Genomic DNA, 19,059 nt, shown 5'->3' with positions numbered 1-19,059 from the left:
TCGCTGCGTTACTTCGGTGCGCCGACTTCGTATTCCGGCTTGTCGTTGAGAACGCGCACGGAAACCGTTTTTGCGGCGCCCGCGACCGTGACGGAACAGGTGAAAGAAGTGCCGGTGCTCACCGATTCGCCGCTGGGGCAGTTCACGTCGCGCACGTCGCCTTCGCCGTAGGACTCGTGCAGTACGGCGGTGACGCCTTCCTGCAGCGAGTTCTGGTCGAGCACGCTCTTGAACGGGTTGAAGATCAGCAGCGCCGCGCCTGCCAATACGAGGACCAGTGCGACCGCACCGCCGATGACGAACGGTTTCTTCGAGCGCGGCTTCGACGGCTCGGCGCCTTCGTTGAACGCGCCGAAGCCGCCATAACCCGAGGTCGACGGCTGGAACCCGCCTCCGTAACCAGGCTGGGGAGGCTGGCCGGAGTACCCCTGGCCAGGCGGCGGGCTCGCCGGTCCCGGGGACCAGGGCTGCTGCGGTTGCGGCTGCGCGGGCGGCTGCCACCATCCGGGCTGCTGCGGAGGCTGGTTCATTTACTTCCCACCTGACAGCTTGTCGTAGAAGGCGTCGACCGCGGCCTTGTCCGGGAGCGCGGTGATCTGCGCCGGATCTGGCAGCGCCGGGAAGTCGTTCGGGGATGCCGCGCCGGTGACGTGGAATTCCTCGTGCAACTCGATGTGGTGGCCGCCCTTGTCGATTTTCGCGTCCATCACGATCTGGTCGAGGGTGTTGTCGGCGTTGATGACGACCTTGGTGGGCACGACTTCCTTGCGCATTTCATCGCTGATCAGCGCCGAAAGGGAGCTCGGCAGCTGCTCGACCTTCGCGTCGAGGAACGCCGCCAGCGTGACGTCCGCGGTCAGTTCCGTTTTCCCGCCGGGAAGGCTTTTCGCCTTGGTCACGACTTTCTTGTTGGCGTTGTACGCCAACGCGACCGCCTGCGTCATGTGGCAGGCGGAGATGATGCCTCCCCAGCCGCAGGACACGGTGACCTTCGCCTTCGGCATCGACACCCACGAGGTCGGCGCCGCGTCCTTGAAACCCGGGCCGATCTCGACGTAGTCCAACGGGTCCTTGGCCGGGGAGTAGGTGTTCTGGTACTGGTCGGGCTTCTTCACCGACTTGTTCCGGGTGATCTTGCTCTCCGGCGTGCCCTGGCGCGCCGCGGTCACGGTGTTGTGCGCCCACTTGTCGTCGATGCGGAAGTAGGTGTCGAACGACGTGGTGGTGTTCTTCTGCCTGCCCAGGGTCTCGTGCAGAGCGTTCATCGTGTCCTGGAACTTGGCGCTGACGTAGGTCGCCGCCTGGTCGCCGTCGGGCAGCGCCCTGCCCGCCTTCGCCTGCCCGCACGCCGCGCACAGCGCGAGGACCGCGCCGAGCGCGGTGAGCGTGCGCAGTTGCTTCTTCATGCCGGTCCTCGCCGCTGGGATCGTCCGTGACTGTCGTCAGGTCGGCACGCTAGTGGAACCCGCAGGTCGTGGTGTGCCGAACGGTCGCAGACTAGTATGGGGTTCGCCAGGACCCCCCGCTTCGAACCGGCGAGAAGCGGGCGGGTATCTTCATATGTCGTTGTGCGCCGCGGTGCGTAGAGCACTAGGCCCGCACAGAACCCACACGCAATGTTGACGACGAGGTAGACCCTTGCCCACGTACAGCCCCAAGCCCGGCGACGTCACTCGTGCCTGGCACGTGATCGACGCCGAGGATGTCGTGCTCGGCCGGCTCGCGACCGAGGTCGCCACGCTGCTGCGCGGCAAGCACAAGCCGACTTATGCCCCGCACGTGGACACCGGTGACTTCGTCATCATCGTCAACGCCGAGAAGGTCGCTCTCACCGGTAACAAGCGCGAGCAGAAGTTCGCGTACCGGCACAGTGGCTACCCCGGCGGTCTGCGCAAGCGCTCCTTCGGCGAACTGCTCGACACCAAGCCCGAGCGCCTGCTCGAGAAGGTCGTCAAGGGCATGCTGCCGAAGAACAAGCTCGGCCGCGCCCAGGCGAAGAAGCTCAAGGTCTACGCAGGCCCCGAGCACCCGCACTCGGCCCAGCAGCCGCAGCCGCATGAGCTCAGCAAGATCGCGCAGGTCGCGCAGTGAGTGAGGAACAGTCTGTGACCAGCACCGAGACCGACGCCGTCGAGACGACCGAGGCCGTCGTGACCAGCGAGACCCCGGCGGCCCCCAAGCCGTCGCGGGCCGCGGGCGGCGCAGCCCAGACGGTCGGCCGCCGCAAGGAGGCCGTCGTTCGCGTGCGGCTCGTCCCCGGTACCGGCGAGTTCAAGCTCAACGGCAAGAGCCTTGAGCAGTACTTCCCGAACAAGGTGCACCAGCAGCTCATCCGTGAGCCGCTGGTGACCGTCGAGAAGCCCGAGTCGTTCGACATCTTCGGCAACCTGCACGGCGGCGGCATCTCCGGTCAGGCCGGCGCGCTGCGCCTAGCGATCGCGCGTGCGCTCGTCGAGGTCGACGCGGACGACCGCCCCGCGCTGAAGAAGGCCGGCTTCCTCACCCGTGACGCGCGCGCCACGGAGCGGAAGAAGTATGGCCTCAAGAAGGCCCGCAAGGCTCCGCAGTACAGCAAGCGCTGATTACCTGCCGGTAGGCAACCTCGGGAGCGCTCATCCGTCATTCGGGTGGGCGCTCTCGTGCTTTCCGCCCCCGGCTGCCCGCCGACGACGTTTAGCCCGCTAACTGCAGGCCGGGACGGTCCGGTAGGGGCGCCGGGTGGGGCGGCGTCGGGGTCGCTAGGTTGTTCGGGTTGCTCGTTCAAGGAGGATCGATGGCTCGCCTGTTCGGCACCGACGGGGTACGTGGCCTCGCCAACGGCGAACTCACGCCGGAGTTGGCCCTGTCGGTCGCGGCCAGCGCGGCGCGCGTGCTCGCCGCGCACGACCGTTCCCACCGTCCGGTCGCGGTCGTCGGCAGGGACCCCCGCGCGAGCGGGGAGATGCTCGAGGCGGCCGTTGTCGCGGGACTCGCCTCCGCGGGCGCCGACGTCCTCCGGGTCGGCGTTCAGCCGACCCCCGCCGTCGCCTACCTTGTCGGCGCGCTCGAAGCCGACCTCGGCGTGATGATCTCGGCGTCCCACAACCCGATGCCCGACAACGGGATCAAGCTCTTCGCCGCGGGCGGGCACAAGCTCCCCGACGGGATCGAGGACGAGATCGAAGCGGGCCTGGGTTCGGATGCCGTCCGCCCCACCGGCGCGCAGGTCGGCCGCGTGTCCGACGTGCCGGACGCCGTGGGGCGCTACGTGGCGCACCTGCTGGACGCGCTGCCGAACCAGCTCGCCGGGATCCGTGTGGTCGTCGACTGCGCGAACGGCGCCGCTTCGGTCGCCGCGCCGGAGGTGTACCGCAAGGCGGGCGCCGAGGTGATCGCGGTGCACGCCACTCCGGACGGCATCAACATCAACGACGAGTGCGGGTCGACCCATCTCGAACAACTGCAGGCGAAGGTGCTCGAGCACCGCGCCGATCTGGGCATCGCCCACGACGGCGACGCCGACCGCTGCCTGGCTGTCGACGCGAACGGTGACGTCGTCGACGGTGACCAGATCATGGCGGTCCTCGCGCTCGGCATGGCGGAGGCGGGTGAGCTCACCGACGGGACCCTGGTCGCCACGGTGATGAGCAACCTCGGCCTCCACCTCGCCATGCGCGAGCACGGTGTGTCGCTGAAGACGACCAGCGTCGGCGACCGGTACGTCCTCGAAGAGCTTCGCGCCGGCGGGTACGCGCTCGGCGGCGAGCAGTCCGGCCACGTCGTCCTGCCCGCCTACGCCACCACCGGTGACGGTCTGCTCACCGCGTTGCGCTTGATGAGCAGGATGGCGGCCACGCGGAAGTCCCTCGCCGATCTGGCGGGCGTCATGCGGCGGCTCCCGCAGGTGCTCGTCAACGTCCGCGTCGCGGACAAGGCCGCCGTCGCGGACTCGAGCGCGGTGCGGGAAGCGGTTGACGCCGTCGAGGCCGAGCTGGGGCAGGAGGGCCGCGTTCTGCTGCGGCCGTCCGGCACCGAGCAGCTCGTCCGGGTCATGGTCGAGGCGCCCGCGCACGACACCGCGCAGTCCGCGGCCGACCGGCTCGCCGGAGTGGTCTCCGCCGTGCATTGACCCTGGTCAGGGCGCGCAACTCGTTTGGTTACGCAAACGGCCGAACCGGCTGCGTCTCCCGCACCCCCTGGGTACATTCTCTGTGCATAAGCGATGGCACCACCGCGGTGTTCCGTGCGTCGAAGCCCTGACGTCGCCGAACACCGCGGGTGTCTCCGGCGTGGAGCGAACTAGGGGAGATCATGGACAGCACGGGCCAAGTGCATCCGGCCTTCGAACGGGCTTTGGCGCAGTTCGACGAGGTCGAAGCGCAGTACCGGGCCGACCGTGAGCGAGTGCTCGAAGACGCCGAAGCCAGGCAGCGAGAACTCGACAAGATCTCCGCGAAGCGCGAACGAGTCGCGGCCGAGAACGCGAATCTTCCGAAGAAGGCCGAGCGGAAGCCCGCCGCGCCGGAGGCCACCGAGCCCGCGGAAAATCCGTGGCCGGTGCACCGGTCGAAGCGCGGCAAGGCCGGTCGGTCCACCGCGCCGGAGACCACGGAGCGCACACCCGCCCCTCGCCGGGATTCGTGGTCGGATGCCACCGCGCCGAAGACCGGTCGCCGCCGGGTGTCGGATGACGACTACTTCTCCAGCACCGACTGGTTCGGGAACTGACAAAAGGGGGTTGGACAGATGCCTGACGGTTTCAAGATCGACGGTGAACAGGTCAAGAAGGTGGCCGATGACATCGCGGCTCTGGCCACGTCGGTGGACCAGATGAAGACCTACACCCAGGGCGCGCCCGCGATCGAAAAGGGCCACTTCGGGTTGGTGGCGGGCCAGTCCGAGCGGGCGGCGGCCTATTTGGACAAGATCGCCCAGCTGGGCGAGTCGCTCGGAAAGGCCAGTGGGTTCCTCAACGATTTCTCGGTGCGGCTGCACCAGTCGGAGAAGTTGACTTCGGAACGCGATGCCGAAAATGCCTGGAAGGCCTCGAACGCAGGGAAGGGGCAGTAAAACATGGCTTCCGGACAGGCAGCTGACGGCGTCTTCGCGGCTCTCACGGATCCATCGGGGCCTAATTTTCCCGAGAACTCCACTCAGATGCTCGAGGCTCTCAGGCCGTTGAACGACGCGCTCGGTCTCGAAGGTCTCGTGGAGATGTACGCGAACTGGACGAACAATCCCAGCCGTGATCTGCACATGAAATTCGAACCGCCGTTGGGTGACGGCGTCGAGGGAACCGACGACACGGGAAAGGGCGCGGGTACCCGGCGTCGCCTCGACGAGTTGACGAATTTCGGGATCGGCGCGTTCTGGTCGGCGGGAACGAGGTCCACGAACCTCGGCAAGGCGGCCGCCGCGCTGCAGGCGGCGAACAAAACCGCCACCGGCGCGTTGCACAACGCCTGGCACGGCAAGGCGGCGGACACCGCCACCGGCAGGCTCGACGAATTCGACAAGGCGCTCGGCGAATACGCGGGCGTGGTCAACGGTTTCGGCCAGGCGCTGAACAAGTTGTGGAGCGCGGTCCGGCCGCCGATGGTGGATCTGTGCAACGTGCCGACAAAAGGGGCGTGCGCGCGGATCATTGCGAAACGCTGGGGTGACGAATACACCGGCGGCCAGAACATGTTTCTCGCCAACCTCAAGCGCGCGTGCGACTGGGGCCGCGACAATTCGACCTTCGGTTCCAACTCCGAGGTCGCCGAAGAGCAGAGCAGTTCCACCGGGCCGATCAACCCGCAGGACATCAGGATGATGTCCATCGACATCGACGAAGGCTTCGACTCGAAGTGGACCAACGAGTTCTGTCTTGAGATGGACGAGTTCGCGGCGCTCTACAGCGACGCCCTCGCGGAATATCGCAAGCAGATCAACGCGACCTACGACGCGGTGTTCAACGCGTTGCGCGCGTTCAACGAATGCCTGGACGCGCCCACCGACCCGTTCGCGAAATTCCAGGTCGGCGGTCAGTCGAAGCCACCCGGCCCAGGCCCGGGACCTGGGCCCGGCCCGGGACCCGGACCAGGGCCTGGCCCCGGGCCCGGCCCGGACACCAAGCCGCAGAGCGCGTCGTTCCCACCGCCGGGTGAGCAGCCGAAACCGCCGGAGATGCCGGACCAGGGGAAGAACCCGGTCACCGGGCAGCCCCTGGAAATCGACCCGACGACGGGCCAGCCGTATCCGATCGACCCGAAGACCGGACAGCCGATCAAGGACGCGGATCCGCCGGAGACCACGACCGTCAAGCACGGCGACGACACCATCTCGATGTCGGAGCCGGACAAGGACGGCAAGATGGACATCAAGGTCGACGACGGTCACGGGCACAACAAGGACTACAAGCTCGACTGGGGCGACGACGACAAGAAGGCGTCCGACGTCGGCAAGCCCGGCGGGCCGGTGGCGACCGTGCCGCTCGCGTCGGACAAGAACGCCTTCGGGCCCCAGGGCACGCCGGACGGCCAGCCCGGCCCCGACGGGTCCTACAAGCCGGGACCGGACGGCAAGATCCACATCCAGGACGGCAACCTGAAGATCACCGCCGAGCGCCCGCAAGGGCCCGGCGGCCCGACGATCGTGACCGTCGACGACGGGTCCGGCACCCCGACCAGCTACACGCTCGGCGAGGACGGCAAGGGCGGCTCTTCGTCGTACGGCCTCACGGACCAGCCGGGTGGCACGCACCCGACCCCAGGGCACGACGGGGTGGCGGCTGGTCCCGGCAGCAACGACCGGTTCGACGCGCCGGGTGGCGTCCACGTCGGCGGCGAGTCCGCCGCGGCCGGTGCCGACGCGGGCGGGCAGCACACGCAACCGTCCGATCTCGGCACGTTCGAAGGGTCGGGCGGCGGTGACCACGGTGGCGGCGCCCCCGGCGCGGGCGGCGGAGTCAGCTCCGGCGGTGGTGGTGACGCCGTCGGCGGTGGCGAGGCTCCGGTGCAGCTCGGGCAAGGCTCGATGACGAGTTCGGGCGCGCCGCACGCCGCTCCGGGCGGGCCGGGCGTCGGCGTCGCTCCTGGTGGCGCCGACCCGCACGCGGCGATGGCGGCGTCGGCTGGCGGCGGTCAGCAGGGTGGCGCGGGCGCGGCTGGTGCGGGCGGCATGGGCATGATGGGGGGCATGGGCGGCATGGCGGGCGGCGGCCAGGGCGGTGACCAGGAGCGCAGCTCCAGCCCGTACCGCGTGGACGGCGGCCTGTTCGAGAACACCGAGGGCGGGGTCAAGATCAGCGGCTCGATCGGCGACGAGGACCGCTCGATCAGTTTCTGACCCGCGGGCCGCTGAAGTGCGTTTAGCGGGCTAAACGTCGCGGGTGGGCCGGGTGGCGGCTGCCCGGTTCACCCGCTGACCGGGGACTCGTCCAGGTCGACGGCGGCCTTCTTCACGTCGGCCTCGAGCAGGGGCTCGTACTGGCTCGTGCCGGTGAGGTGGGTCAGGAAGAACGCGGTGAACAGGGCCCGCACGAGGCGCTGGGTGCCGCGGTGGGGTTTGCCGTGCAGGAGCAGCTGGCTCCAGTGCTTTCCCTCGGTGACCGCGAGATGGGACGACTTCGCGAGCGTGCGGAGCTGGACCGGGCCGCTCCAGGACTTCGCGATCGCTTCGACGTGCCCGATGCGCGGCGCCACGAGGTCTTCCTCGGCGGCGAGGTGCAGGCCGGGCACGGTGATGCGGCGCGCGGCCTCCGTGGCGGACGGGAAGGTCTGCGCCGCCGCGTACGTCGCGACCGCGCGGATCTTCGGCGCGGTGTCGGCGGCCGCGGCGAGGACGGCGGCACCCGCGCCCGTCGAATGGCCCGCGATGCCGAGCTTCTCACGGTCGACGCTGATGCCGTCGGGGCCGAGGCGGACGCCGGTGACGAGGTCGAGCGTGCTGCGCAGGTCCGACGCGAAGATCCGGTGCGACGGCAGCGGGCCGCGCTGCGTCGCGGGCGCGGCCGCGACGATTCCCCAGCTCGCCAGGTGGCTCAGCAGGTCGCGGTAGCGGCCGGGCGGCTGGAGCCAGCCGTGGCCGAACGCGACCGCGGGGAGCCCGAGCCCGGCGCGCGGGGTGAACACGACGCCCGGGAGCCCGATGAGTGCGAGATTGCCGCGCAGCACTTCGTGGGGGCCGGGGTGGGACAGCTCGTCGAGCAGCTCCTTGGGCTTGCTGGCCATGCGCGTGACCTTACTGCGCCACCGGTCGCCGAGCCCGCCGACTGCCCGCCCGCGACGTTTAGCCCGCTAAACGCGGCCGGCGGCCCCGGGGGCAAGTGCCGGGGGAGGGAGATCCACGTCTCTCGTTACGCTGGTGGGCGTGTGCGGAATCGTGGGATATGTCGGTCATCGCCAGGCGCTGGACGTCGTGCTGGGCGGGCTTCGCCGGATGGAGTACCGGGGGTACGACTCGGCCGGGGTCGCCGTGCTGGACGGGCACGGTGCGCTGACGGTCGGCCGCAAGGCGGGCAGGCTGGCGAATCTGGAGGCCGAGCTCGATTCGACGGGGCGCGCGGGTTTCGCGGGCACCGCGGGGATGGGCCACACTCGCTGGGCGACGCACGGTGCGCCGGTCGACCGGAACTCCCATCCGCACCAGGACGCTTCCGGCAAGGTCGCCGTCGTGCACAACGGCATCATCGAGAACTTCGCCGCGCTGCGCGCCGAGCTCGAGGCCGACGGCGTGGAGATGGCCAGCGACACCGACACCGAAACCACCGCCCACCTGATCGCCAGGGCCTACACCGACGGCGACACGGCTGGCGACCTGGCCGCCAGCGTGCGTGTGGTGTGCCGTCGGCTCGAAGGCGCGTTTACGTTGGTCGTCACGCACGCCGACGAGCCGGACACGATCGTCGCCGCGCGCCGCTCCTCGCCGCTGGTGGTGGGCGTCGGCGAAGGGGAGACCTTCGTCGCCTCCGACGTCGCGGCGTTCATCGAGCACACCCGCGAGGCCGTGGAACTCGGCCAGGACCAGCTGGTGGTGATCACACGCGACGGATACGAGGTGCGCGACTTCGCCGGCGAACCCGCGCAGGCCAAGCCGTTCACGGTGGACTGGGACCTCTCGGCCGCTGAGAAGGGCGGCCACGAGTATTTCATGCTGAAGGAGATCGAAGAGCAGCCCGAGGCGTTGGCGAACACGCTGCGCGGGCACTTCGAGTCCGGCCGGATCATCCTCGACGAGCAGCGGATCTCCGATCAGGACCTGCGTGACGTCGACAAGGTCTTCGTGGTCGCGTGCGGTTCGGCCTACCACTCCGGGCTGGTCGCCAAGTACGCGATCGAGCACTGGTGCCGGCTGCCCGTCGAGGTCGAGCTGGCCAGCGAGTTCCGCTACCGCGACCCGGTGCTCGACCGCGACACGCTCGTGGTCGCCGTGTCGCAGTCCGGGGAAACCGCGGACACGCTGGAAGCCGTCCGCCACGCGCGCGAGCAGAAGGCCAGGGTGCTGGCGGTCTGCAACACCAACGGCGCCCAGATCCCGCGCGAGTCGGACGCCGTGCTCTACACCCACGCCGGTCCCGAGATCGGTGTCGCGTCCACCAAGGCCTTCCTCGCGCAGATCGCGGCGAACTACCTCGTCGGGCTCGCGCTGGCGCAGGCGAGGGGCACGAAGTACCCGGACGAGGTCGCCAGGGAGTTCGCCGAGCTCGAAGCGATGCCCGCGGCGGTGCAGAAGGTTCTGTCCACTGTGGAGCAAGTACGCGAACTCGGCAGGAGGATCGCCGAGTCGAAGGCGGTGCTGTTCCTCGGCAGGCACGTCGGCTTCCCGGTCGCGCTCGAGGGCGCGCTGAAGCTGAAGGAACTCGCCTACATGCACGCCGAGGGCTTCGCGGCGGGCGAGCTCAAGCACGGGCCGATCGCGCTGATCGAGGACGGCCTTCCCGTCGTGGTCGTGATGCCGTCGCCGAAGGGGCGCGCGATGCTGCACGCGAAGCTCGTCTCGAACATCAGCGAGATCCAGGCTCGCGGCGCGCGCACCATCGTGATCGCCGAGGAAGGCGACGAGACGGTGCGCCCGTTCGCCGACGAACTGGTCGAAATCCCGGCCGTGCCGACGTTGCTGCAGCCGCTGGTGTCGACCGTGCCGCTGCAGGTCCTGGCCGCCGAGATCGCGCGCACGCGCGGTTACGACGTCGACAAGCCGCGTAACCTGGCGAAGTCGGTCACGGTCGAGTAACGGAGGCGTCGCGTGCACGGGATCTGGACGACGGATCGGATTCGCGCGGCGGAGGAACGGCTGCTCGCGGTCACACCCGACGGCGCGCTGATGCGGAAGGCCGCGTTCGGGGTATCGGTGGTCGCGGCCAGGATGCTGGCCGAGCACACCGGAGCCGTGGCGGGGCGTTCGGTGGTGCTGCTCGTGGGCGCTGGGAACAACGGCGGCGACGCGCTGTGGGCGGGTGCGTTTCTGCGGAAGCGCAGCGTCGGTGTCACGGCTGTGCTGCTGAAGCCGGCGCGTGCCCATGCCGAGGGGCTGGCCGCGCTGCGACGCGCGGGTGGCCGGGTCGTCGAAGCGGCGGCGGGCCCTGACTGGATCGAGCGCGCGGATCTCGTGATCGACGGCATCGTCGGGCTTTCCGCGCGCGGTTCACTGCGCCCGGAGGCGGCGGAGCTGGTCAGCCGTGTCGTGGCGCCCATGCTCGCGGTCGATCTGCCGAGCGGGGTCGATCCGGATACCGGAGCTGTCGAGGGTGACGCCGTGCGGGCGTCCTGCACGGTGACCTTCGGCGCGCGCAAACCCGTGCACGCGCTCAATCCGGCGCGGTGCGGCGAGGTCGAGCTCGTCGACATCGGGTTACTCCCGGAACTCGGTGATCCGGACGTGATGCGGCTGGACGTCGCCGATGTCGCGGCGGCGTGGCCGATCCCCGGGCCTGACGACGACAAGTACAGCCAGGGTGTCACCGGTATCGCGGCGGGCTCGGCGACCTACCCCGGCGCCGCCGTGCTCGCGACGGGTGCGGCGACGCTGGCGACTTCGGGGATGGTCCGGTACGCGGGCAGCGCCGCCGATCTGGTGCGGGCGCGCTGGCCGGAGGTGATCGCGACCGGCTCGGTGACCGACGCGGGGCGGGTGCAGGCGTGGGTCGTCGGGCCGGGGATCGGTACCGGCGGCGAAGGGCGCTCGACGCTGGAAACCGTGCTGGGCGCCGGGGTTCCGGTGTGCGCCGACGCCGACGCGACGACGTTGATCGCGCGTGTGCCCGAGGTCCTGGACGCGCGCGATCCGGGGACGCCGCTGGTGCTGACCCCGCACGCGGGGGAGTTCGCGCGGCTGATGGGGGAGAAGCCGGGTGCCGACCGGGTCGAAGCGGCGCGCGCGGCGGCGAGGAAGTACAACGCGGTGGTGCTGCTCAAGGGGCACTGCACGGTGGTCGCGGCACCGGACGGGCGCGCGCTGGTGAACACGCCGCGCGGCTCGTGGCTGGCGACGGCCGGATCCGGTGACGTGCTTTCGGGGCTCGTCGGCTCGCTGCTCGCCGTCGGGCTCGACCCGTGGCTCGCGGCGGGGGCGGCGGCGTACGTCCACTCGGTGGCGGGCGATGTCGCGTCGCGCGGTGTGCCGGTGCCCGCGTCGGCTCTGGTGGATGCCATCCCGGCCGCCCTGCGCTCCGTCCGCTCGCTCCTCCGCGACGTTTAGCCCGCTAACTGCAGCTCAGCGCGCGAGCTGAGCGGGACCCGGGTGTGCCCTCGTCCGGCGGGCTCCGGGGACGTTTAGCCCGCTAAACGTCCCCCGCGACTGAGCCGTGGGGATGAAGTTAACTAGTTATGTGGTAGGAGGTGTGCGGATTTCTGGTAGGAAGATCCAGGCGGCATGGGACGGACGTTGGGAGCGGTGACCGGTGAGCGAGATCCCCGAAGCGATGAAGGTGTCCGTGCTGAACGGGATCCACGAGGTGGTGACCGAGGAGCGCGCGGTGCCCGCCCCCGGCCCGAGCGAGGTGCTGATCAAGGTGGGCGCGGTCGGCACGTGCGGGAGCGACGTGCACTACTACGAGCACGGCCGGATCGGTGCCCACGTGGTCCGCGGGCCGCTCGTGCTGGGCCACGAACCGAGCGGCGTGGTCGTCGCGCGAGGCGCCGAGGCGCGGACGCTCGACATCGGCGCGCGAGTCGCGATCGAGCCCGGCGTCCCGTGTTCGGTGTGCCGGCAGTGCAAGGCGGGCCGCTACAACCTCTGCCCGGAGATGCGATTCTTCGGCACGCCGCCGATCGACGGCGCGTTCTGCGAGTACGTCGTGCTGCGAGAAGACTTCGCGCATCCGGTGCCCGACTCGATCAGCGACGAGGCCGCGGGTCTGCTGGAGCCGCTTTCAGTCGGCGTGTGGGCGTGCCGCAAGGGCGGGGTCGGCCCCGGCAGCCGCGTGCTGATCACCGGCGCGGGCCCGATCGGGCTCGTCGCGGCGCAGACCGCGCGCGCGTTCGGCGCGAGCGAGGTCGTGGTCACCGACGTGAACGCGCAGCGGCTCGCGGTGGCGCGCGAGCTGGGGGCCACCGGCACCGTCGACGTGTCGGCGCAAACGCTTGCACAGAGCGGTTTCGAGCCCGATGTGCTGCTCGAATGCTCCGGGGTGCCCGCGGCCGCCGGGCAGGGCATCCGCCAGGTCGGGCGCGCGGGCAGGGTGGTGCTGGTCGGCATGGGCGGTGACGAGATCCCGCTGCCGCTCGCGCACGTGCAGAGCTACGAGCTGGAGCTGACCGGCACCTTCCGCTACGCCAACACGTGGCCGACCGCGATCGCGCTCGCGGGCACCGGCGAGGTCCTGCTGGACCGGCTGATCACGCACCGGTTCGGGCTCGACGAGGTCGAGCGCGCGCTCACCGTCGCCGCGCAGGACCCCGCCGTGATCAAACCCGTGGTGCTGCCGCAGGTCGCCCGTGCCTAGCAAACGACCGCCCCGGCCTTCGGACGCGGAGGTCGAACGGCGCCGCCAGGACGTGCTCGGCCACGTGATCGAGCGCGGCGAGGTCAGGATCGACGATCTCACCGCGCGGTTCGGCGTCAGCCTGATGACCATGCACCGCGATCTCGACGCGCTCGCCGACCGCAGGCTGCTGCGGAAGCTGCGCGGCCGCGTCGCGGCGTATCCCGCGCTGACCATGGAGACCGCGAAACGGTTCAGGGAAGGGCTGAACGTCCGCGAAAAGGAGGCGTTGTGCGCGCTGGCCGCGGCCGAGGTCGAGCCGGGGCAGACGATCCTGATGGACGATTCGACGACACTGTTCCCACTCGCCAAACGCCTCGCGAGCGGGAACACCGAGCGGCTCGTGGTGATCACCAACTCGCTGGAGATCGCGAGGATTCTCGGTCCTTCCGAGACGGTCGAAGTGCTCCTTCTCGGTGGCCGGTACACCGAATTCGACTCCTGCATCGGCCCGGACACGCTCGCCGCGCTCGGGAAGCTCCGCGCGGACATCGGGTTCGTCTCCGTGACCGCGGCCGCGGCGGGCCGGTTCTACCACCCGGTGCGCGAGTACGCCGAGCTGAAGGAAGCCGTGCTCAAGGCGGCCAACCGGAACGTGGCGCTGGTGGACCGGTCGAAGTTCGGGAAGACCGCCACGTTCGCGCACGGTGACGCGGGCGATTACGACGTGGTGATCACCGAGGACACGACCCCAGCGGACGAGGTGGAGGCCATGCGCGGTTTCGGCGCAACTGTCCTACTCGCAACTCTCGACAAACATGTCCAGACCAACCAAGCTCGGGACCATGAACGGGACGGCTGAGGGCGCGCGGCTGGTCGCCGGCGTCGACTCGTCGACCCAGTCGACCAAGGTCGTGGTGTGCGACGCCGCGACGGGCCGGGTCGTCCGCACCGGCAAGGCCGCCCATCCCGACGGCACGGAGGTCGACCCCTCGGCGTGGTGGCGCGCGTTCACCGAGGCGTCCGGCGGCTTGCTCGACGGCGTCGAAGCGATCGGGATCGGCGGCCAGCAGCACGGCATGGTCGCGCTCGGCGAATCCGGCGAACCGGTGCGCCCCGCCTTGCTGTGGAACGACACGCGCTCGGCGAAGGCGGCCGCGGAGCTGGCCGGCGAACTCGGCGGCCCGCAAGCGTGGGCGAAGACGGTCGGGCTGGTGCCCGTCGCGAGCTTCACCGTGACGAAGCTGCGCTGGATGGCCGAGCACGAACCGGAACTGGCGGATCGCGTCGCCCGTGTCCTGCTGCCCCACGACTGGCTCACCTGGCGCCTGCTCGGCGGCGAACCGGTGACCGATCGCGGTGACGCGTCCGGCACGGGCTACTTTTCGCCCGCGGAAGGCGTCTACCGCACCGAGATCCTCGCGCACGCCTTCGGCGGCCGCACCCCGGCGCTGCCGGAGGTGCTCGGCCCCGCGGAAGCGGCGGGACGCACCGCGGACGGCGTGCTGGTCTCCGCGGGCACGGGCGACAACATGGCCGCCGCGCTCGCGCTGGACCTCGGCCCCGGCGACGTGGTCGTGTCGCTTGGCACCAGCGGCGCGGTGTTCGGCGTGAGCGAGTCGGCGCCGGCCGATCCGACCGGCACGGTCGCCGGGTTCGCCGACGCCACCGGGCGGTTCCTGCCACTGGCCTGCACCCTCAACGCGGCGCGCGTGCTGACCGCGTCGGCGGCGATGCTGGGCGTCGGACTCGACGAACTGGACAGGCTCGCGCTCGCCGCGGAACCGGGTGCGGGCGGTCTCACCCTCCTGCCCTATCTGGACGGTGAGCGGACCCCGAACCTGCCCGAGGCGAGCGGTACCCTGCTGGGCTTGCGACGCACGAACATGACACCGGAAAACCTGGCGCGCGCGGCCGTCGAGGGAATGCTGTGCGGGCTCGCGGCCGGGATCGACGCGGTCGCCGAGCACGGCGGGACCGTGCGGCGGGTCCTGCTGATCGGCGGCGCGGCGCAGTCGGCGAGCGTGCGCGCGGTGGCCCCGCTCGTGTTCGGGGTGCCCGTCGTGGTGCCGGAGCCCGGCGAGTACGTGGCGCTCGGCGCCGCGCGGCAGGCCGCCTGGGCGTTGGGCGGCGCGGCGGAACCGCCGCGGTGGAACGGCGGTGAACCCGCCGAACTCGACACGCCTTCTTCCGGCGCGCTCGAAGCGGGGCGGCGCCTTCGTCTGTCGCATTCGGACGCACGAGAACTCGTACACGGTGTTTCTTCAGGTTCAGGAGAGGACTGACGGATGGCGACGATCACCTACGACAAGGCATCGCGGCGCTACCCCGGCGCGGAACGGCCAGCGGTCGACGCGCTCGATCTGGAAATCGCCGACGGCGAGTTCCTGGTGCTGGTCGGGCCTTCGGGGTGTGGGAAGTCGACGAGCCTGCGGATGCTCGCCGGGCTCGAGGACATCGACGACGGCGCCGTGTGGATCGGCGACCGCGACGTGACCGAGCTGCCGCCGCGTTCGCGCGACATCGCGATGGTCTTCCAGAACTACGCGCTCTACCCGCACATGACCGTCGGCGAAAACATGGGCTTCGCGCTGAAGATCGCGGGCAAGCCGAAGGACGAGATCAAGCGCAAGGTCGCCGACGCGGCGAAGCTGCTGGACATCGAGGACTTCCTCGACCGCAAGCCGAAAGCGCTCTCCGGCGGCCAGCGCCAGCGCGTCGCGATGGGCCGCGCGATCGTCCGCGAACCGCAGGTGTTCCTGATGGACGAACCACTGTCCAATCTGGACGCGAAGCTGCGGGTGTCCACTCGCACGCAGATCGCCGCGTTGCAGCGCAGGCTCGGCGTCACCACCGTGTACGTCACGCACGACCAGGTCGAGGCCATGACGATGGGCGACCGCGTCGCCGTGCTCTCCGACGGCCTGCTCCAGCAGTGCGATTCGCCGCGCGCGCTGTACGAACGGCCGGCCAACGTGTTCGTGGCCGGGTTCATCGGCTCGCCCGCGATGAACCTCGCGCCCGCGCGCCTGACCGAAGGCGGCGCGCTGCTCTCGGGGACCACCGTGCCGCTCTCGCGCGAGCTGCTCGCCGCGGCGGACGGGGACTCCGTGACGCTGGGCTTCCGCCCGGAATCGCTCGAACGGGCCGAGGGGCCTGGGGAGGGCATCTCGGTGACGGTCGACCTCGTGGAGGAGCTGGGGTCGGACGCGTTCTGCTACGGCAAGCTCACCGAAGACACGGACGCGGCGGGCACCACGGTCGTGGCCAGGGTGGACCCGCGCACGACCCCGGCCATGGGGGACACGCTCCACCTGCGGATCCGTCCCGACGAGCTGCACGTCTTCTCGGCGACGACCGGGAAGCGCCTGCCGTAGCGAAGTTCACCCTCGCCGGAGCCGCCGCGTGCGGGCTCCGGCGAGCGTGGGAAAATCGGATCCGTTATGGCTTCCGATCCCGCACGCGCCGAAACGGTCATCGACCTCGACGCGATCAGGCACAACGTCGCGCTGCTCGCCGACCGCGCGGGCAGCGCGGCGACCATGGTCGTGGTGAAGGCCGACGGCTACGGTCACGGCGCGATTCCCGTCGCGAAGGCCGCCATCGAGGCGGGCGCGAGCTGGCTCGGTGCCTGCTCCGTCGCTGAGGCCGTCGCGTTGCGCGAGGCCGGGATCTCCGCGCGGTTGTTCAGCTGGCTCGACATCCCCGGCACGGACTTCGCTCCCGGCCTCGAGGCCGGAGTGGACCTCTCGGTCAGTTCGCGGGCGGAGCTCGCCGCAGTCGCCGACGCCGCGGCGCGCACCGGCGTCCTGGCCGAGATCCACCTGAAGATCGACACCGGGCTGTCCCGGAACGGATGCCCGTCCTACGATTGGCCCGCGCTGGTCAAGGACGCCGCGGCGGAGCCGAAGGTGCGCGTGGCCGCGATCTGGTCGCATCTCGCCTGCGCCGACGAACCGGGCCACCCGTCGATCGATCTGCAGGCGGCGCGTTTCCAGTCGGCGTACGACATCGCGCGCGAGGCGGGCCTGAACCCGTTGCGGCACTTGGCGAATTCCGCGGCCACGCTGACCAGGCCGGACCTGCACTTCGACCTGGTGCGGCCCGGTATCGCGACGTACGGGCTCAACCCGGTGCCGCAGAAGGAAGATCTCCGCCCCGCGATGACGTTCCGCTCCTCGGTCGCGCTCACGAAGCGGATCGCCGCGGGCGAGTCCGTCTCCTATGGACACACCTGGACGGCCGAAAAGGACACCACGCTCGCGCTCGTGCCCGCCGGTTACGCCGACGGAGTACCCCGCACGCTGTCCGGGCGGATGGACGTGTGGCTGGACGGCAAGCGGCGGCCGGTGGCTGGCCGGATTTGCATGGACCAGTTCGTGGTGGACTGCGGCGACGACGAGCCCGAGATCGGCGCCGAAGTGGTGCTGTTCGGCGACGGCGCCTCGGGCGGGCCGACGGCGCGCGAGTGGGCGGACACGCTCGGCACGATCGACTACGAGATCGTCACCGGGATGTACCGGCCGAGGGTGGCGCGCCGGTACCTCGGGGAGACGGGCTAGTGGACCGCCGCCTGCTCACCATCGCGGGCACGGTGACGGCGGTGGTCACCGGCGCGGCCGCGGCGGGTATCGCGATCGCCACCACCCAGCAGCGGCGCCACGGCGAGGATCCGTTGGCGGACGAGGAACTCGGCGACCTTTCGCCGGTGCGAACGTCCACAGTGGCCGCCGACGACGGCACGCCGCTCGCGGTGTCCGAAGTGGACCCCGAGGAAGGTGAGCCCGAGCTGACCGTGATCGGGGTGCACGGGTTCGCGCTTTCCCAGCGCTGCTGGCACTTCCAGCGGCGGGCGCTCGGCTCGCTGAGCCTGCCGAGGGTGCGGCAGGTCTACTACGACCATCGCGGGCACGGGCTTTCCGGGGCGGCGAACCAGGAAACCAGCACCATCGAACAGCTCGCGCGCGATCTCGACGCGGTGATCCGCGCGGTCGCGCCGGACGGGCCGATCGTCCTTTTGGGACATTCGATGGGCGGCATGGTGGTGATGGAGCTCGCGGAGTTCAACCCGGAGCTGTTCGCTGACCGGGTGTGCGGCGTCGCGTTCATCGCCACCGCCGCGGGAGAGGTCGGCGGCACCGGGCTCTCACGATCGTTGCTGTCGAAGTACAACCCGTTGACGCGGGGAGTCGGCGGACTCGCCGGGTGGCAGCCGGGGCTCGTCGAATTCGTGCGCGCCGCGGGCGGGCAGCTGACCAGGCAGGCGGTGCGGCGGCTCGCGTTCGGCGATCGCGACGTCAGCCCGAAGCTGGTCGACTTCATGCTCGAAATGCTCGCCGTGACGCCGGTGCGGGGCCTGGTGAACTTCATCGACACGCTCGGCAGCCACAACCGGTACGCGGCGCTCGCCGGGTTGAAGCACGCGCACGTGCTGGTGGTCGGCGGCGATTCGGACCGGATCACGCCGTACGCGCACACCGAGCGCATCGCGGCCGAGCTGCCGGACGCCGAGCTGGTGCGGGTGCGCGGTGGCGGGCACATGGTGCAACTCGAACAGCCGGACCTGGTGAACAGCCATCTCATCGACCTGGTGCAGCACTGCGTCGGGGTCGGCGGTGGGGAGAGGCGACGGAACTGGTGGTGGCTGAGGTGAACGGGGCGACGGTGGAACTGCCGGCGGCGGAGGACACGGTGGCGTTCGGCGAGCGGCTCGGCGGCTCGCTCGCCGCGGGGGATCTGGTGCTGCTCGCCGGTCCGCTCGGTGCCGGGAAGACCGTGCTGGCGCGTGGGGTCGCGGCGGGGCTCGGGGTGGGCGGCCGGGTCAGCTCGCCGACCTTCGTGATCGCGCGGGTGCATCCGCCGGGCGCGCGCGGGGTCGGGCTCGTCCACGTCGACGCGTACCGGCTCGGCGGCGATCTCGCCCAGCTCGACGATCTCGACCTCGACTCGGATCTCGAGCGGTCCGCGGTGGTCGTCGAATGGGGCGAGGGCTCGGCGGAGCGGCTTTCCGCCGACCACTTGGTGATCAGGCTGGAGCGGCGGCCCGACGACGTGCGGGTGGCCACCCTGGAGCCCCACGGCACCTGGACCACCCGGCTGCCCGACCTGCAGTTAGCGGGCTAAACGCAGTCCTTCGACGCGTCGAAGGATCTGACCGCCGGGGGATCCGTACGAAC

18 protein-coding genes are annotated in these 19,059 nt (G+C 70.5%); 15 read left to right on the top strand and 3 right to left on the bottom strand.

What is annotated here, in order from left to right:
* Positions 1–8 precede the first annotated feature (8 nt).
* Together HUW46_RS15340 and HUW46_RS15335 are read right to left on the bottom strand one after the other, a co-directional pair.
* Entirely contained in the window at positions 9–530 is a 522-nt protein-coding gene (locus HUW46_RS15340) for a DUF4333 domain-containing protein (protein ID WP_215547921.1), read from the bottom strand.
* Positions 531–1,406 (bottom strand): hypothetical protein, encoded by an 876-nt coding sequence (locus HUW46_RS15335; protein ID WP_215547920.1) that lies wholly within the window; start codon positions 1,404–1,406, stop codon positions 531–533.
* 232 nt (positions 1,407–1,638) lie between these two features.
* On the opposite strand from HUW46_RS15335, the gene rplM reads away from it, so the two are divergent.
* The 6 genes from rplM to HUW46_RS15305 all read left to right on the top strand — a co-directional run bounded on the left by rplM (position 1,639) and on the right by HUW46_RS15305 (position 7,308).
* Positions 1,639–2,091: a 50S ribosomal protein L13 gene (gene rplM, locus HUW46_RS15330; protein ID WP_215547919.1), complete on the top strand. Its 453-nt coding sequence runs from the start codon at positions 1,639–1,641 to the stop codon at positions 2,089–2,091.
* A gap of 14 nt (positions 2,092–2,105) precedes the next feature.
* Positions 2,106–2,582, top strand: a complete 477-nt coding sequence (gene rpsI, locus HUW46_RS15325; protein ID WP_215547918.1) for a 30S ribosomal protein S9 — start codon at positions 2,106–2,108, stop codon at positions 2,580–2,582.
* Positions 2,583–2,773: 191 nt separating this feature from the next.
* Positions 2,774–4,108: a phosphoglucosamine mutase gene (glmM, locus tag HUW46_RS15320; RefSeq protein ID WP_215547917.1), complete on the top strand. Its 1,335-nt coding sequence runs from the start codon at positions 2,774–2,776 to the stop codon at positions 4,106–4,108.
* A gap of 182 nt (positions 4,109–4,290) precedes the next feature.
* Positions 4,291–4,707: a hypothetical protein gene (locus HUW46_RS15315; RefSeq protein ID WP_215547916.1), complete on the top strand. Its 417-nt coding sequence runs from the start codon at positions 4,291–4,293 to the stop codon at positions 4,705–4,707.
* Between the two features lie 18 nt (positions 4,708–4,725).
* On the top strand, positions 4,726–5,049 hold the full coding sequence (locus tag HUW46_RS15310) for a hypothetical protein (protein WP_215547915.1): 324 nt from the start codon (positions 4,726–4,728) through the stop codon (positions 5,047–5,049).
* A gap of 87 nt (positions 5,050–5,136) precedes the next feature.
* Positions 5,137–7,308 carry a hypothetical protein gene (locus tag HUW46_RS15305; RefSeq protein ID WP_215547914.1) on the top strand — a complete coding sequence of 724 codons (2,172 nt, stop codon included), beginning with the start codon at positions 5,137–5,139 and terminating at the stop codon, positions 7,306–7,308.
* 68 nt (positions 7,309–7,376) lie between these two features.
* On the opposite strand, the gene HUW46_RS15300 is transcribed toward HUW46_RS15305, so the two are convergent.
* Positions 7,377–8,192: a dienelactone hydrolase family protein gene (locus HUW46_RS15300; RefSeq protein WP_215547913.1), complete on the bottom strand. Its 816-nt coding sequence runs from the start codon at positions 8,190–8,192 to the stop codon at positions 7,377–7,379.
* Positions 8,193–8,331: 139 nt separating this feature from the next.
* Between HUW46_RS15300 and glmS the strand changes: the two genes are divergently transcribed.
* The 9 genes from glmS (at position 8,332) to tsaE (ending at position 19,006) form a co-directional block, all read left to right on the top strand.
* Positions 8,332–10,194, top strand: coding sequence for a glutamine--fructose-6-phosphate transaminase (isomerizing) (glmS, locus tag HUW46_RS15295; RefSeq protein WP_215547912.1), 1,863 nt, complete (start codon positions 8,332–8,334; stop codon positions 10,192–10,194).
* Between the two features lie 12 nt (positions 10,195–10,206).
* Positions 10,207–11,658: an NAD(P)H-hydrate dehydratase gene (locus HUW46_RS15290; protein ID WP_215547911.1), complete on the top strand. Its 1,452-nt coding sequence runs from the start codon at positions 10,207–10,209 to the stop codon at positions 11,656–11,658.
* Between the two features lie 211 nt (positions 11,659–11,869).
* The gene (locus HUW46_RS15285) at positions 11,870–12,904 is read left to right on the top strand and encodes an NAD(P)-dependent alcohol dehydrogenase (protein ID WP_254126608.1); all 1,035 of its coding nucleotides are present in this window, start codon (positions 11,870–11,872) and stop codon (positions 12,902–12,904) included.
* Positions 12,897–13,745, top strand: a complete 849-nt coding sequence (locus HUW46_RS15280) for a DeoR/GlpR family DNA-binding transcription regulator (protein ID WP_215547910.1) — start codon at positions 12,897–12,899, stop codon at positions 13,743–13,745. Before HUW46_RS15285 ends, HUW46_RS15280 begins: the two co-directional genes overlap by 8 nt.
* On the top strand, positions 13,729–15,168 hold the full coding sequence (xylB, locus tag HUW46_RS15275) for a xylulokinase (RefSeq protein WP_215547909.1): 1,440 nt from the start codon (positions 13,729–13,731) through the stop codon (positions 15,166–15,168). The genes HUW46_RS15280 and xylB overlap by 17 nt, the downstream gene beginning before the upstream one ends.
* Before the next feature lie 3 nt (positions 15,169–15,171).
* On the top strand, positions 15,172–16,260 hold the full coding sequence (locus tag HUW46_RS15270; RefSeq protein WP_215547908.1) for an ABC transporter ATP-binding protein: 1,089 nt from the start codon (positions 15,172–15,174) through the stop codon (positions 16,258–16,260).
* A gap of 66 nt (positions 16,261–16,326) precedes the next feature.
* Complete coding sequence (gene alr / locus HUW46_RS15265) at positions 16,327–17,445, top strand: alanine racemase (RefSeq protein ID WP_215547907.1); 1,119 nt, start codon at positions 16,327–16,329, stop codon at positions 17,443–17,445.
* On the top strand, positions 17,445–18,536 hold the full coding sequence (locus HUW46_RS15260; RefSeq protein WP_254126195.1) for an alpha/beta fold hydrolase: 1,092 nt from the start codon (positions 17,445–17,447) through the stop codon (positions 18,534–18,536). Before alr ends, HUW46_RS15260 begins: the two co-directional genes overlap by 1 nt.
* Complete coding sequence (gene tsaE / locus HUW46_RS15255) at positions 18,521–19,006, top strand: tRNA (adenosine(37)-N6)-threonylcarbamoyltransferase complex ATPase subunit type 1 TsaE (RefSeq protein WP_442860940.1); 486 nt, start codon at positions 18,521–18,523, stop codon at positions 19,004–19,006. Before HUW46_RS15260 ends, tsaE begins: the two co-directional genes overlap by 16 nt.
* Positions 19,007–19,059 lie beyond the last annotated feature (53 nt).

Source organism: Amycolatopsis sp. CA-230715 (assembly GCF_018736145.1).
Lineage (GTDB): Bacteria > Actinomycetota > Actinomycetes > Mycobacteriales > Pseudonocardiaceae > Amycolatopsis.
The sequence above is the reverse complement of the archived record's forward strand: the minus strand, read 5'-3'. Positions and strand labels throughout refer to the sequence as shown.